The 16,569-nt window shown below is 48.5% G+C and carries 12 protein-coding genes and 1 tRNA gene; all 13 read right to left on the minus strand.

Features of this window, described 5'->3' with window-relative positions; translation table 11 throughout:
• The coding region (gene fusA / locus MED92_RS09765; protein ID WP_007021367.1) for an elongation factor G at positions 1-2,028 on the minus strand (2,028 nt) is incomplete at its 3' end.
• An 18-nt stretch (positions 2,029-2,046) separates the two neighbouring features.
• Positions 2,047-2,517 carry a 30S ribosomal protein S7 gene (gene rpsG / locus MED92_RS09770; protein ID WP_007021368.1) on the minus strand — a complete coding sequence of 157 codons (471 nt, stop codon included), beginning with the start codon at positions 2,515-2,517 and terminating at the stop codon, positions 2,047-2,049.
• A 123-nt stretch (positions 2,518-2,640) separates the two neighbouring features.
• On the minus strand, positions 2,641-3,015 hold the full coding sequence (gene rpsL, locus MED92_RS09775) for a 30S ribosomal protein S12 (protein WP_007021369.1): 375 nt from the start codon (positions 3,013-3,015) through the stop codon (positions 2,641-2,643).
• Between the two features lie 144 nt (positions 3,016-3,159).
• Positions 3,160-7,386: a DNA-directed RNA polymerase subunit beta' gene (rpoC, locus tag MED92_RS09780; RefSeq protein WP_007021370.1), complete on the minus strand. Its 4,227-nt coding sequence runs from the start codon at positions 7,384-7,386 to the stop codon at positions 3,160-3,162.
• 75 nt (positions 7,387-7,461) lie between these two features.
• The gene (gene rpoB / locus MED92_RS09785; protein ID WP_007021371.1) at positions 7,462-11,562 is read right to left on the minus strand and encodes a DNA-directed RNA polymerase subunit beta; all 4,101 of its coding nucleotides are present in this window, start codon (positions 11,560-11,562) and stop codon (positions 7,462-7,464) included.
• Between the two features lie 169 nt (positions 11,563-11,731).
• The gene (rplL, locus tag MED92_RS09790; RefSeq protein WP_007021372.1) at positions 11,732-12,103 is read right to left on the minus strand and encodes a 50S ribosomal protein L7/L12; all 372 of its coding nucleotides are present in this window, start codon (positions 12,101-12,103) and stop codon (positions 11,732-11,734) included.
• 70 nt (positions 12,104-12,173) lie between these two features.
• On the minus strand, positions 12,174-12,665 hold the full coding sequence (gene rplJ / locus MED92_RS09795) for a 50S ribosomal protein L10 (RefSeq protein ID WP_007021373.1): 492 nt from the start codon (positions 12,663-12,665) through the stop codon (positions 12,174-12,176).
• A 214-nt stretch (positions 12,666-12,879) separates the two neighbouring features.
• Positions 12,880-13,575: a 50S ribosomal protein L1 gene (gene rplA / locus MED92_RS09800; protein WP_007021374.1), complete on the minus strand. Its 696-nt coding sequence runs from the start codon at positions 13,573-13,575 to the stop codon at positions 12,880-12,882.
• A complete protein-coding gene (rplK, locus tag MED92_RS09805) occupies positions 13,575-14,009 on the minus strand; it encodes a 50S ribosomal protein L11 (RefSeq protein WP_007021375.1) in 435 nt (144 codons plus the stop codon). The genes rplA and rplK overlap by 1 nt, the downstream gene beginning before the upstream one ends.
• A gap of 102 nt (positions 14,010-14,111) precedes the next feature.
• Positions 14,112-14,645, minus strand: a complete 534-nt coding sequence (nusG, locus tag MED92_RS09810) for a transcription termination/antitermination protein NusG (RefSeq protein WP_007021376.1) — start codon at positions 14,643-14,645, stop codon at positions 14,112-14,114.
• A gap of 13 nt (positions 14,646-14,658) precedes the next feature.
• A complete protein-coding gene (secE, locus tag MED92_RS09815) occupies positions 14,659-15,027 on the minus strand; it encodes a preprotein translocase subunit SecE (RefSeq protein WP_040662712.1) in 369 nt (122 codons plus the stop codon).
• A 60-nt stretch (positions 15,028-15,087) separates the two neighbouring features.
• Positions 15,088-15,163 (minus strand) — tRNA-Trp (locus MED92_RS09820).
• 65 nt (positions 15,164-15,228) lie between these two features.
• Positions 15,229-16,452, minus strand: a complete 1,224-nt coding sequence (gene tuf / locus MED92_RS09825; RefSeq protein ID WP_007021378.1) for an elongation factor Tu — start codon at positions 16,450-16,452, stop codon at positions 15,229-15,231.
• Positions 16,453-16,569 lie beyond the last annotated feature (117 nt).

Genomic DNA, 16,569 nt, shown 5'->3' on the forward strand with positions numbered 1-16,569 from the left:
CGAGTAAGTCGCACGACCCTGGGTCGCAGAGCGAAGATCGGTTGCATAACCGAACATCTCACCCAGCGGTACCTGAGCGTTGATAATCTTACCCGAAGAACTGTCTTCCATACCCTGGACGAGACCACGACGACGGTTCAGGTCACCCATTACGTCACCCATGTAGTCTTCCGGAGTTACAACTTCAACTTTCATCATCGGCTCAAGCAGACAAGGACTTGCTTCCTGTGCATACTTTTTCAGTGCCTGAGATGCAGCGATTTTAAACGCCATTTCGTTGGAGTCAACATCATGGAAGGATCCATCGTACAAACGCGCTTTAAGACCGATTAACGGATAGCCAGCAATGACACCGTTATGCATCTGTTCCTCAATGCCTTTTTGTACGGCTGGAATATATTCCTTAGGAATAGCACCACCCACGATCTCATTGATAAACTCTAGACCCTCTTCATCAGAAGGGCTAAATTCAACAACAACGTGACCATATTGACCACGACCACCAGACTGACGTACAAACTTGTGGTTTGCATCGACTGACTGTCTGATTTTCTCGCGATAGGCTACCTGTGGTTTACCGATATTGGCTTCTACCTTGAATTCACGCTTCATACGATCAACGATGATATCAAGGTGTAGCTCACCCATACCGGAGATGATGGTCTGACCTGTTTCCTGATCAGTCTCAACCTGGAAGGACGGATCTTCCTGAGCAAGCTTGCTCAGCGCGATACCCATTTTTTCCTGGTCTGCCTGAGACTTAGGCTCAACCGCCACCGAAATAACTGGAGCAGGAAATTCCATGCGCTCAAGGACAATCTTATTGTCCCCATCACACAGAGTGTCACCGGTTGTTACATCTTTCATTCCGATCAGAGCCGCGATATCGCCTGCGCGTACCTCTTTGATCTCTTCCCGGTTGTTAGAATGCATCTGAACCATACGACCAACACGCTCTTTTTTACCCTTAACAGAGTTAAAGACCGCATCACCAGACTTCAGCACACCTGAGTACACGCGAACAAAGGTCAGCGTACCCACGAATGGATCGGTAGCAATTTTAAATGCAAGCGCAGAGAACGGAGCGTCATCATCAGCCTCACGCTGCGCAACGGTTTCTTCAGCGTCATCCAGCGTACCTTCAATCGCTTTTACTTCGATTGGAGATGGCATGTATTCGATAACTGCATCCAACACAGCCTGAACACCTTTATTCTTAAATGCGGAACCAGCCTGCATCAAAACAATGTCGTTATCCAGGGTACGGGCACGCAGCCCCTGCTTGATCTCTTCTTCTGACAGATCACCCTCTTCCAGGTATTTATCCATCAGCTCTTCAGATGCTTCCGCGGCAGCTTCAACCAGCTCCTCACGCAACTCATCTGCTTTTGCTTGCAAATCAGCCGGAATATCTTCCAGCTCATAGGTCATCCCCTGATCCGCTTCATTCCACATAATGGCTTTCATGCGAACCAGATCAACAACACCAACAAAATCTTCTTCTGCACCAATCGGAAAATTGATTGGTACAGCGTTAGCGCCAAGGCGATCTTTTAATTGATCAACAACCATGAAGAAATCCGCACCTAAACGGTCCATCTTATTGACGAATACCATGCGCGGAACTTCATACTTGTTTGCTTGACGCCAAACCGTTTCAGTCTGAGGCTGGACACCTGAAGAAGCACATAACACAACAACCGCACCATCAAGCACACGCAGTGAGCGCTCTACCTCGATAGTGAAGTCAACGTGCCCAGGAGTATCAATGATATTAATACGATGATCATCGAACTGCTGATTCATGCCCTTCCAGAAACAGGTAGTAGCAGCAGAAGTGATAGTAATACCACGCTCCTGCTCCTGCTCCATCCAGTCCATTGTCGCAGCGCCATCATGTACTTCACCGATCTTATGAGAAAGACCGGTGTAGAACAGTACGCGCTCAGTTGTAGTCGTTTTACCGGCATCTACATGCGCACAGATCCCGATATTACGGTAACGTGCGATAGGAGTTTTACGAGCCACGACTTAATCCTCAGTATCTTAGAAGCGGTAGTGAGCGAATGCTTTGTTCGCTTCAGCCATACGATGCACGTCTTCACGCTTCTTAACCGCAGCACCGCGGCCTTCAGCAGCGTCAGCAAGCTCGCCAGCAAGACGCAGCGCCATGGATTTTTCACCACGGTTACGTGCAGCATCTACTGTCCAACGCATAGCCAGAGCCATACGACGAGCAGGACGTACTTCAACAGGCACCTGGTAAGTAGCACCACCTACACGGCGAGATTTAACCTCAACCGCTGGCTGTACAGCTTCCAGAGCTTTTTCAAACAATTCTAGTGGGTCATTACCCGTGCGCTCCTGGATTTTGTCCAGTGCACCGTAAACGATTTTCTCAGCAACAGACTTCTTGCCGTGAACCATTACGTGGTTGATAAATTTAGCCAGAACTGTGTTACCGAACTTAGGATCCGGCAAAATTTCGCGCTTTGCAGCGACGCGTCTTCTAGGCATTGATAAGCCCTCAATTCATTAAAAGGTCTTCAGGTATTCCAAGCAATTGATGCCAGGCCTTACTCTTACCGTGTATTCGGAGCGGTCTAATAGTAACTATTAAGCGACTCCGTATGACTACGATTAAGATTTAGGACGCTTAGCACCGTACTTAGAACGGCCTTGCTTACGCTCATTAACACCTGAGCAGTCCAGTGCGCCACGCACAGTGTGATAGCGAACACCTGGAAGGTCCTTAACACGACCACCACGAATCAGAACAACGCTGTGCTCCTGCAGGTTGTGACCTTCACCACCAATGTAGGAAGCAACCTCGAAGCCGTTGGTCAGACGAACACGGCATACTTTACGTAGTGCTGAGTTCGGTTTTTTCGGAGTAGTGGTGTAAACACGGGTACAAACGCCACGACGCTGAGGACAAGCCTGCAATGCACGAACATCGCTTGGCTGAACTTTGCGCTTACGTGGTTTACGTACCAGCTGGTTAATCGTTGCCATTAAGCAAACTCCACGTTTTGATTTAACACCATAAAAAATTGGATTTTTTGCAATCCAATCACAAAGGGGCCGGAATTTTAATCAATTCCGGCCCTAAACGTCAAATACTGGATACTATTTATTCAATTATTTTTGAATAAATTGTTATTCAGCATCTGGCATTGAAGCATTAAGCGCCTCTGTCAGTGCCTGCTGAACTTCTTCAGCACTTACTGTCACGGACTCAGCCTCTGCAGGCTGAGCACGCTTACGCTTACGCTCTTCATGGTAAGCAAGACCTGAACCCGCTGGGATCAGACGACCTACTACCACGTTTTCTTTCAGGCCACGCAGGAAGTCCTGCTTGCCAGTTACCGCACCTTCTGTCAGGACACGTGTAGTCTCCTGGAAAGATGCTGCAGAGATAAAGGACTCTGTCGCCAGGGATGCCTTGGTGATACCCAGTAGTACGCGGTCGTACTTAGCCGGGATCTTACCTGCTGCTTCCAGCTCTTCGTTTTCAGCCAGAACAGCCTGGTATTCAACCTGATCACCTGGAATAAACGTAGAGTCACCTGAGGAGATGATCTCAACCTTACGCAGCATCTGACGAACAATAACTTCGATGTGCTTATCGTTGATACCTACACCCTGCAGACGGTATACATCCTGGATCTCACCGGTAATGTACTTAGCCAGCTCTTCTACACCCAGGACACGCAGAATGTCATGTGGGTTAGAAGGACCATCAGAAACAACCTCACCCTTCTCTACGTGCTCACCTTCAAACACGTTCAGGTTTCGCCATTTCTGGATCATTGTTTCATGCGGCTCAGCATCGCTTGGTGAAATAACCAGACGCTTCTTACCTTTTGTTTCTTTACCGAAGCCAATCAAACCGGAAACTTCTGCCAGAATTGCAGATTCTTTCGGCTTACGCGCCTCAAACAGGTCAGCTACGCGAGGCAGACCACCGGTGATATCTTTGTTTACTGTGCCTTCCTGAGGAATACGCGCCAGTACATCACCGACCTGCACTTCGGCACCGTCGCTTAAGTTCATGATCGCTTTCGCAGGCAGCAAGTACTGCGCTGGAGAGTCTGTACCCGGGTGCATTACATCGTTACCCTTCGCGTCGATCAGTTTGATCATTGGACGGATATCTTTACCTGCAGCCGGACGATCTTTCGCATCCAGTACCTCAGTTGTAGACAGGCCTGTCAGCTCATCAGTCTGGCTCTTAACGGTAATACCGTCTTCCATACCAGACAGTTCAACTTTACCGCCTACCTCAGAGATAATTGGGTGAGTATGCGGGTCCCAGTTAGCTACGATATCGCCTGCTTCAACAGTGCTGCCATCTTTAACCTTGATAACAGAACCGTAAGGTAGCTTATAACGCTCACGCTCACGACCGTGCTCATCAGTAACACCCAGCTCACCAGAACGAGACGTTGCAACCAGTGCTCCATCAGGACGCTCTACAAACTTAAGGTTATGCAGACGAATTTCACCGCCGTTCTTAACCTGGATGCTATCTACCGCTGCTGCTCGAGATGCCGCACCACCGATGTGGAACGTACGCATTGTCAGCTGTGTACCTGGCTCACCGATAGACTGTGCAGCGATAACACCAACAGCTTCACCCGGGTTAACCAGATGACCGCGACCCAGGTCACGACCGTAACACTTAGCACAGATACCATGACGCGTACGACAAGTGATCGCGCTGCGAACAATAATTTCATCGATAGAAGAGTACTTGTCGTCATTTTCCAGACGGTGTTTCCATGCTTCATCGATCAGCGTACCTGCTTCAATCAGAACATCCTGCCCCTGAGGGTCAAGAACATCTACAGCAACAGTACGACCCAGCACTCGATCACCCAGCGCAACTACAACGTCGCCACCTTCGATCAGAGGAACCATTACCAGGCCTTCTTCAGTACCACAGTCGTGCTCAGTGATTACAACGTCCTGCGCAACGTCTACCAGACGACGTGTCAGGTAACCGGAGTTCGCTGTTTTCAATGCTGTATCGGCCAGACCTTTACGTGCACCGTGGGTCGAGATGAAGTACTGAAGTACGTTCAGACCTTCACGGAAGTTCGCCGTAATAGGTGTTTCGATGATAGAACCATCCGGTTTCGCCATCAGACCACGCATACCCGCCAACTGACGAATCTGTGCGGCACTACCACGGGCACCGGAGTCGGCCATCATGTAAACTGAGTTGAAGGATTCCTGCTCGGATTCCTCGCCCTCTTTAGTGACAACTGGCTCAGTTTTCAGGTTATCCATCATCTTCTTAGCCAACAGTTCGTTGGCACGAGACCAAATATCGATAACCTTGTTGTATTTCTCGCCCTGAGTTACCAGACCGTCAGCGAACTGACGCTCAATATCCATTACCTCAGCTTCCGCTTCGTTAATGATAGTGACTTTATCTTCAGGGATTTCGAAGTCGTTAACACCGATAGATACACCAGACATCGTTGCCTGACGGAAGCCCATGTACATCAGCTGGTCAGCAAAGATAACCGTATCTTTCAGACCACAGCGACGGTACGCTTCGTTAAGAAGGCGAGAGATCGCTTTCTTCTTCATTGGCTGGTTAACAAGCTCGTAAGGCAGACCTGCAGGAACGATTGCAAACAACAAAGCACGACCGGCTGTTGTTTCTTTCATTTCTGTAATCGTTTCCAGGTTACCTTCGATGTCACGAATGCTTTCAGTAACACGTACTTTGATCTTCGCCTGAAGATCAAGCTGGCCTGCACCCTGTGCACGCTGAATCTCTTCGATGTCGGCAAATACCATGCCTTCACCTTTCGCATTCACACGCTCACGAGTCATGTAGTAAAGACCCAATACAACGTCCTGAGAAGGTACGATGATCGGCTCACCATTGGCAGGTGACAGTACGTTGTTAGTAGACATCATCAACGCACGCGCTTCCAACTGAGCTTCGATAGTCAGCGGAACGTGAACGGCCATCTGGTCACCGTCGAAGTCAGCGTTGTATGCTGCACAAACAAGTGGGTGCAGCTGAATCGCTTTACCTTCGATCAGAACAGGTTCAAATGCCTGAATACCCAGACGGTGAAGTGTCGGTGCACGGTTAAGCAGTACTGGATGCTCACGGATAACCTCATCCAGGATATCCCACACCAGCGCTTCTTCACGCTCAACCATTTTCTTAGCGGCTTTAATCGTTGTTGCATGTCCGCGCAGCTCTAGCTTAGAGAAGATAAATGGCTTGAACAGCTCAAGCGCCATCTTCTTAGGCAGACCACACTGATGCAGACGCAGGTACGGACCTACTACGATTACAGAACGACCTGAGTAGTCTACACGCTTACCCAGAAGGTTCTGACGGAAACGACCCTGCTTACCTTTGATCATGTCAGCAAGGGATTTCAGTGGACGCTTGTTAGAGCCTGTAATTGCACGACCGCGACGACCGTTATCCAGCAGCGCATCAACGGATTCCTGCAGCATACGTTTTTCGTTACGTACGATGATATCCGGTGCGTTCAGATCAAGCAGACGCTTAAGACGGTTGTTACGGTTGATAACACGACGGTACAGATCGTTCAGATCTGAAGTTGCGAAACGACCACCATCCAGCGGTACCAGTGGGCGCAGATCAGGTGGCAGTACAGGCAGTACTTCCAGGATCATCCACTCTGGCTTATTGCCGGATTTATAGAATGCTTCAAGCAGCTTCAGACGCTTGGACAGCTTCTTGATCTTAGTTTCAGAGTTAGTCTGCGGTAGTTCTTCACGCAGCGTGTTAACTTCTTCTTCTAGCTCGATCGATGACAGCAGCTCTTTAACCGCTTCTGCACCCATACGTGCATCAAAGTCATCACCAAACTCTTCCAGTGCTTCAAAGTACTGCTCATCGTTCAACAGCTGGCCACGCTCAAGCGTAGTCATACCTGGATCGATAACAACGAAAGATTCGAAGTACAGTACACGTTCGATATCACGCAGTGTCATATCCAGCATCAGACCGATACGGGACGGCAGTGATTTCAGGAACCAGATGTGTGCTACTGGAGATGCCAGTTCAATGTGCGCCATACGCTCACGACGAACTTTAGCCAGCGTTACTTCAACGCCACACTTCTCACAGATAACACCACGGTGTTTCATGCGCTTATATTTACCGCACAAGCACTCGTAGTCTTTAACTGGGCCAAAGATTTTGGCACAGAACAGACCTTCACGCTCTGGCTTGAAGGTACGGTAGTTAATGGTTTCCGGCTTTTTAACTTCACCGTACGACCAAGAACGGATCATTTCCGGAGAGGCCAAAGAGATCTTGATAGAGTCGAACTCTTCAGATTGGCCCTGTGTTTTCAGCAGATTCAGCAGATCTTTCATTCTTTCAAGCTCCTAACGGAGTTCTTGCTTGAGGCCGCTCAGATGAGCGACCCCCGCCTGGTATACGTTGAGTACTTATTCGGATTCGAGCTCGATGTCGATACCCAGAGAACGGATCTCTTTGATAAGTACGTTGAAGGATTCCGGCATACCCGGCTCCATACGATGGTCGCCGTCGACGATGTTCTTATACATCTTCGTACGACCATTCACGTCATCGGACTTAACTGTGAGCATCTCCTGCAGAGTATAGGCAGCACCGTATGCTTCAAGTGCCCACACCTCCATCTCACCGAAGCGCTGACCACCAAACTGAGCCTTACCACCCAGCGGCTGCTGAGTAACCAGACTATAAGAACCAGTAGAACGCGCATGCATTTTGTCGTCTACCAGGTGGTTCAGTTTCAGCATGTACATGTAACCTACAGTTACTGGGCGATCGAACTGATCACCGGTACGGCCATCAAACAGTGTAGTCTGACCAGAGTCATCCAAGCCGGCCAGACGCAGCAGCGTTTTCAGCTCAACTTCTTTAGCTCCATCAAATGCTGGCGTTGCCAATGGAACACCACCACACAGGTTCTTAGCCAGCTCCATGATCTCATCATCAGTGAAGCTATCCAGATCTTCTGTACGGCTGTTCATGCCCGCGCCCAGGTCAGCATTATAGATCTTATCCAGGAAGCCACGAACTTCCTTAACAGTTTCTACACGCTCACGCTCCTGCTCAAGCATCTCATTGATGCGACGGCCCAGGCCTTTCGCTGCCATGCCCATGTGTGTCTCAAGGATCTGACCAACGTTCATACGCGACGGTACACCCAGTGGGTTCAGTACGATATCTACTGGCTCACCGTTCTGGTCGTATGGCATATCTTCAACCGGCATGATAACAGAGATAACACCCTTGTTACCGTGACGACCCGCCATCTTATCACCAGGCTGGATGCGACGTTTTGTTGCAACGTAAACCTTAACAATCTTAAGTACGCCCGGCGCCAGATCGTCACCCGTCTGAAGCTTGCTCTTCTTGTCTTCGAAGCGCTTATCCAGTGACTCTTTACGATCTTCCAGCTGTTTCTGAGCCAGCTCGAGCTGCTCAGCCGCATTTTCATCAGAAACGCGGATATTGAACCAGTCAGACTTGTTAAGGTCTGCCAGGAACTCAGCTGAAATCTCTTCGCCTTTCTTAAGGCCAGCACCGCCGTCAGCTTTCAGGCCGACAAGTACTTTTTCCAGACGCTCAAATGTTGCCTGTTCTACGATACGCAGCTCTTCGTTCAAATCCTTACGGATTGCGTCAAGCTCAGATTTCTCAATAGACAGTGCACGCTCATCTTTCTGAACGCCGTCACGTGTAAACACCTGTACGTCGATGACTTTACCAACAGTACCGGTTTTAACACGCAGGGATGTATCTTTAACGTCAGATGCTTTCTCACCAAAGATTGCACGCAGCAGTTTTTCTTCTGGTGTCAGCTGGCTCTCACCTTTAGGCGTAACTTTACCTACCAGGATATCGCCAGGACCAACTTCAGCACCAATGTGAACAATACCGGCTTCATCAAGCTTAGCCAGTGCAGATTCACCTACGTTTGGAATATCAGACGTAATTTCTTCAGAACCCAGCTTAGTATCACGCGCCACACAGGTCAGTTCCTGGATGTGGATAGTTGTGAAACGATCTTCCTGAACTACACGCTCAGAAATAAGGATGGAATCCTCGAAGTTGTAACCGTTCCATGGCATGAACGCGATACGCATGTTCTGACCCAGTGCCAGCTCACCCATATCTACAGATGGACCATCTGCCATTACATCGCCTGGTTTAACAATGTCACCAGGGTTAACAATAGAACGCTGGTTAATACACGTATTCTGGTTAGAACGCGTGTATTTAGTCAGGTTGTAGATATCTACACCTGCATCACCTGCGGTTACTTCATTGTCGTTAACACGCACAACGATGCGGCTTGCATCTACAGATTCGATCAGACCACCACGGCGAGCAACAACACATACACCGGAGTCCTGAGCAACGTTACGCTCGATACCTGTACCAACTAACGGCTTATCTGCACGTAGCGTAGGTACTGCCTGACGCTGCATGTTTGATCCCATCAATGCACGGTTCGCATCATCGTGCTCAAGGAATGGAATCAACGATGCTGCAACGGATACAACCTGACGTGGAGAAACGTCCATGTACTGAACTTTTTCAGGTGCCATTACGGTTGTTTCATTCAGATGACGTACCGTTACCATGTCATCAACCAGACGACCTTCGTCATCCATTGTTGCCGATGCCTGTGCGATAACGAACGTGTTCTCTTCAATCGCAGACAGGTAATCCAGCTCATCGGTAACCTTGCTATCAACAACACGACGGTATGGAGTTTCCAGGAAACCGTAGTCATTGGTACGCGCAAACGTTGCCAGAGAGTTGATCAGACCGATGTTTGGTCCCTCAGGTGTCTCGATAGGACATACACGACCGTAGTGAGTTGGGTGTACGTCTCGAACCTCAAAGCCCGCACGTTCACGCGTCAGACCACCCGGGCCCAGAGCGGATACACGACGCTTGTGTGTAACTTCTGAAAGCGGGTTGTTCTGGTCCATGAACTGAGAAAGCTGAGATGAACCGAAGAATTCTTTGATAGCAGCCGCTACAGGTTTAGCGTTAATCAGATCCTGAGGCATCAGGTTATCTGATTCAGCCATGCTCAGACGCTCACGTACTGCACGTTCTACACGTACCAGACCTACACGGAACTGGTTTTCTGCCATTTCACCAACAGAACGGATACGACGGTTACCCAGGTGATCGATGTCATCAACCGTACCTTTACCGTTACGGATGTCGATCAGCGTTTTCATTACTGAAAGGATGTCGTCTTTATCCAGAACGCCAGAGCCTGTCACTTCATCACGACCCAGACGACGGTTGAACTTCATACGGCCTACCGCAGAAAGATCATAACGCTCTTCAGTGAAGAACAGGTTCTCAAACAACGCTTCAGCAGATTCTTTTGTTGGCGGCTCACCAGGGCGCATCATACGGTAGATTTCTACCAATGCTTCTAACTGGTTACGTGTCGGATCGTTACGCAGTGTATCTGAGATAAATGGACCGCAATCCAGATCGTTAGTGTAAAGAGTTTCAAACTCTTTGATACCTGCAGCACGCAGCTGCTCGATCAGCTCTTCAGTAATTTCTGCGTTACAACCACAGATCAGCTCACCTGTGGATGGATCAACGACATCTTTAGCGATCGCTTTACCAGCTACGTACTCCATTGGTACTTCTAGCTGTTCCATGTTCGCTTTTGCCATCTGACGGATGTGACGAGGCGTGATACGACGACCCGCTTCAACAATCACATTACCTTCAGGGTCTTTCACTTCAAAAGACAGTGTTTCACCACGCAGACGATCTGCAATCAGCTGCATGTTGATCGCATCAGAAGAAAGATTCCAGGATGTATTATCAAAGAAGATATCCAGGATCTCTTCCGCTTCGTAACCCAATGCACGCAGCAAAATAGTTGCAGGCAGTTTACGGCGACGGTCGATACGAACGAACAGACTGTCTTTTGGATCAAATTCAAAGTCTAACCAGGAACCACGGTAAGGAATCACTCGCGCAGAGTAAAGAAGCTTACCGGAAGAGTGCGTCTTACCTTTATCGTGGTCGAAGAACACACCTGGTGAACGGTGTAGCTGAGATACGATTACACGCTCAGTACCGTTAACAACGAAAGTTCCGTTTTCTGTCATCAGGGGCATTTCGCCCATGTAGACTTCCTGTTCCTTGATGTCTTTTACGGCTTTGTTGCTGGATTCACGGTCATAAATAACCAGACGAACTTTCACACGCAGTGGTGCTGCGTATGTAATACCGCGTATCTGACACTCTTTAACGTCAAATACAGGCTCACCCAAGCGATAGCCAACATATTCCAGAGATGCATTTCCGGAATAGGACACAATTGGGAAGACAGAGTTAAATGCCGCATGCAGACCAGCATCTAAACGATCTGCTGCTTCAACTCCAGTCTGCAAAAACTTTTTATAGGAGTCGAGCTGAATTGCCAGCAAGTAAGGCACATCCATTACTTGCGGCAATTTACCGAAGTCTTTACGGATGCGTTTCTTTTCAGTGTATGAATAAGCCATCAGTGTTCCCCAGCAAGTGCACCAATTTAATAGCAGGCCGAAACCCCGTTTCGGACTGTGATACCGCTATTTATTTGCTGTCTATAAATAACGGAAAAAGGCCGGTGGCATTTTGCCACCAGCCGTCAGCACTTCGAACAGAAATCTGTTCGGATTAGCATTGAAGCAATTACTTAACTTCAACAGAAGCGCCAGCTTCTTCCAGTGCTTTCTGAAGTTCTTCAGCTTCTTCTTTGCTAACGCCTTCTTTAACAGCAGCAGGAGCGCCGTCAACGATACCTTTAGCTTCTTTCAGGCCAAGACCTGTAGCGCCACGTACCGCTTTGATTACGTTAACTTTCTTGTCGCCAGCAGCAGTCAGAATAACGTCAAATTCAGTTTTCTCTTCAGCAGCCGCACCAGCATCGCCAGCAGGACCAGCAGCTACAGCAGCAGCTGCAGTTACACCGAATTTTTCTTCCATTGCTTCGATCAGAGCAACAACGTCTTTTACAGACATTTCAGCAATTGCGTTTAGGATATCTTCGTTAGTCAGAGACATTTTCTAAATTCCTGATATTTGTAAGCCCGAAGGCTCATTAAAACTTGTATAAATAAAGTTACGTAAAAACTTACGCAGCTTCTTCTTTCTGGTCGCGAACTGCTGCAATAGTACGGCATAGTTTGCCGGCTGCAGCTTCTTTCATGCAAGCCATCAGCTTCGCAATCGCTTCGTCGTATGTTGGCAGGCTTGCCAGCATAGCTGCGTCTACGATTTCACCTTCGAATGCTGCTGCTTTCAGTTCAAAGTTCTCATTGTCTTTCGCAAAGTTCTTCAGGATACGAGCGCCAGCGCCCGGATGCTCTGTAGAGAAAGCAATGATACTTGGACCTTTGAAAGAGTCCTGTAAGCATGCATAGTCAGTGCCTTCAACTGCGCGCTTAGCCAGTGTGTTACGTACAACTTTCAGCCATACGCCGTTTTCACGAGCTTCTTTACGCAGTGCAGTCATATCGCCCACTTCAACGCCACGGGAATCCGCAACGACAGCAGACAAAGCACTAGATGCAGCTTCCTGGACTTCAGCGACGATCGCTTTTTTATCTTCGAGTCCTAATGCCACGATTTACTCCTTGGAGTAGTCTTTCGACTTATTACCAACCGCCCCATTACTGAGGCTTCCGAGTACGGTGGTTTGATTCAAATACAGAATCTCACCGTCTGCGCAGGCTGGTTTTGCCCATTAAGATAAGGAATTCCTTATCACCTGCGGTCTTTGACGGCCTTCATCTCTGTGTAACAGGTACAGAAGACCCTCAAAAAACCTTTCATGCTGATCAAACTTCCAGAGAAGACTGATCCAGCAGTAGACCTGGACCCATAGTGGTCGACAGAACTACTTTCTTCAGATACACGCCTTTAGCAGAAGCTGGTTTCAGCTTCTTAAGGTCAGCTACCAGTGCTTCGATGTTCTGCTTAATAGCAGCCGCTTCGAAGTCTGCTTTACCAACACCTGCGTGGATAATGCCGTTCTTGTCAGTACGGAAACGAACCTGACCAGCTTTAGCATTATTTACTGCAGTAACAACATCTGGCGTTACAGTGCCAACTTTAGGGTTTGGCATCAGGCCACGCGGACCCAGAACCTGACCTAGCTGACCTACAACGCGCATTGCGTCTGGAGTTGCGATAACAACGCCAAAGTCCAGATCACCACCTTTCATCTGCTCAGCCAGATCTTCGAAACCAACAACGTCTGCGCCAGCTTCTTTAGCTTTCTCAGCGTTTTCACCCTGAGCAAATACAGCTACGCGAACATCGTTACCAGTACCGTTTGGCAGAACAGTAGAACCACGAACAACCTGATCAGATTTACGTGGATCAACACCCAGGTTTACTGCAACATCAACAGTCTCTTTGAACTTAACTGTAGACAGTTCAGACAACAGAGATACTGCTTCATCAATAGAGTAAGCTTTACCCGCTTCAACTTTCTCAGCGATCAGCTTCTGACGCTTAGTCAACTTAGCCATTACTCATCACCCTCCGGAATCAGACCCATGCTACGCGCAGTACCTGCGATAGTACGTACAGCTGCATCCATATCTGCAGCAGTCAGGTCAGGCATTTTAACCGTTGCGATCTCTTCCATCTGAGCACGTGAGATGTTACCCACTTTCTCAGTATTTGGACGACCAGAACCGCTCTTCAGGCCAGCTGCTTTTTTCAGCAGAACTGCCGCTGGGGGCGTTTTAGTGATGAACGTAAAGCTACGATCAGCGTAAACAGTGATTACAACTGGAACTGGAAGACCATTTTCCATGCTCTGTGTCTGAGCATTGAACGCCTTACAGAATTCCATGATGTTAACACCATGCTGACCCAGTGCTGGACCTACTGGAGGTGACGGGTTCGCACCACCGGCTGGAACCTGCAGCTTAATATAAGCTTCGATTTTCTTAGCCATTTTTCAATGTACTCCTAATGGGTTCAAACGCCTTTCAGCTCCCCTTTTCTTCAAGACAGAAAAACCCCAGCTCTCGCTGAGGTTATTCCTTAAGACCTAAATTCAGGCTTTTTCGACCTGAATGAAATCCAATTCTACTGGCGTAGTACGACCGAAGATCTGAACCGCAACTTGCAGCTTGTTCTTCTCGTAGTTGATCTCTTCCACAACCGCATCAAAGTCTGCAAACGGCCCATCAATAACACGAACCATTTCACCCGGCTCAAATACTGTCTTAGGACGCGGCTTATCAACACCACTTTCTACACGGCTAAGAATCTCATTCGCTTCCGCTTCAGTAATAGGCGCTGGCTTACCAGCTGTACCACCAATAAAACCTAATACATGCGGCGTATTCTTAACCAGATGCCAGCTCTCATCGTTCATATCCATGTGAACCAGCACATAACCCGGATAGAACTTGCGCTCAGACTTGCGCTTCTTACCATCACGGATCTCTACAACCTCTTCGGTAGGCACCAAAACCTCACCAAAAAGATCCTGCATACTATGCAGCTCAATTCGCTCTTTCAACGTGTTCATTACACGCTTTTCGTACCCGGAGTACGCATGTACCACAAACCAACGCTTAGACATGCTCTTCAGCCTCTTAACCTATAGCTCCAGATACCAGCCAGCTCAATAACGAGTCCAGCCCCCACAGCATCAAACCAACAATTAGAACCACCACAACCACAATCGCTGTTGTCTGCGCTGTTTCCTGGCGAGTTGGCCATACAACTTTACGAATTTCCTGTTTAGCTTCTTTAAACAGAGTAAAAAACGCTTTTCCCTTTGCCGTTTGCAGCGAAACAAAACCCGCTACTAACGCCAAAACAAGCAATGCCACCACACGGTAGAACAAAGACTGATCAGCGTATACGGAGTTTCCGACAACACCAACAGCAACGATAGCAACTACAACCAGCCACTTCAGTGCATCAAACTTTGAACCTTCGGGATTCACTTTAGCATTCACGCTTAGGGCCTCAGGATAACTTAACTTGCTTGTATTTTTGATGCCAACTCCGATTAGAGTTGGCAGGCCAGGAGGGACTCGAACCCCCAACCTGCGGTTTTGGAGACCGCTGCTCTGCCAATTGAGCCACTGGCCTACTGCATAATAGAGAGGCATATTGTATAAGCCTCCCTACCAGTTGGCAATACCTAATCGTTGATTTTATTCAACAATTTTAGATACAACGCCTGCACCTACTGTACGACCGCCTTCACGGATCGCAAAACGCAGACCTTCTTCCATCGCAACTGGGTTGATCAGGGTAACGTCCATCTGTACGTTATCACCTGGCATTACCATTTCTACACCCTCTGGCAGCTCACAAGCACCAGTGATGTCAGTTGTACGGAAGTAGAACTGTGGACGGTAGCCTTTGAAGAATGGAGTGTGACGACCACCTTCTTCTTTGGACAGTACGTATACTTCACCCTCGAAACGAGTGTGAGGAGTGATAGAACCTGGAGCAGCCAGTACCTGACCACGCTCAACGTCTTCACGCTTAGTACCACGCAGCAGCGCACCAATGTTCTCACCTGCACGACCTTCGTCAAGCAGCTTACGGAACATCTCAACACCAGTACAAGTAGTCGTTGTAGTTTCTTTGATACCTACGATCTCAACGTCGTCACCAACGTTAACGATACCACGCTCTACACGACCTGTTACCACAGTACCACGACCCTGGATAGAGAATACGTCCTCGATAGGCATGATGAATGCACCGTCGATAGCACGCTCTGGCTCAGGGATGTAAGAGTCAAGAGTCTCAACCAGAGTCTTAACAGCTGTAGTACCCAGTTCGTTGTCGTCCTGGCCGTTCAGCGCCATCAGAGCAGAACCTGGGATGATTGGAGTGTCATCACCTGGGAATTCGTACTGATCCAGCAGCTCACGCAGTTCCATTTCTACCAGCTCTAGCATCTCTGCATATTCTTCAGAGTCTGCACCTCCACAGTCTTCAGCCAGAAGATCTGCTTTGTTCAGGAATACTACGATGTAAGGTACACCTACCTGACGAGACAGCAGGATGTGCTCACGAGTCTGTGGCATTGGGCCGTCTGTAGCACCACATACCAGAATCGCGCCGTCCATCTGTGCAGCACCAGTGATCATGTTCTTAACGTAGTCAGCGTGTCCTGGGCAGTCTACGTGTGCGTAGTGGCGATCTGGAGAATCGTACTCAACGTGAGAAGTCGCGATCGTGATACCACGCTCACGCTCTTCCGGTGCGTTATCGATACCGTCGAATGCAACAGCGTCGCCGCCCCATACTTCTGCACATACGCGTGTCAGAGCTGCAGTCAGTGTAGTTTTACCGTGGTCAACGTGGCCGATTGTACCAACGTTAACGTGCGGTTTTGAGCGTTCAAATTGTTCTTTAGCCATCAGTCTGTCCAGTACGATTTAAATTTCAAAGCGCCAAATATAACAAAGGGCAGATATATTACTATATCTACCCTAAAAATAATTCTGGAGCTCAAGAGCGGAATTGAACCGCCGACC

Source organism: Neptuniibacter caesariensis, assembly GCF_000153345.1.
GTDB lineage: Bacteria > Pseudomonadota > Gammaproteobacteria > Pseudomonadales > Balneatricaceae > Neptuniibacter > Neptuniibacter caesariensis.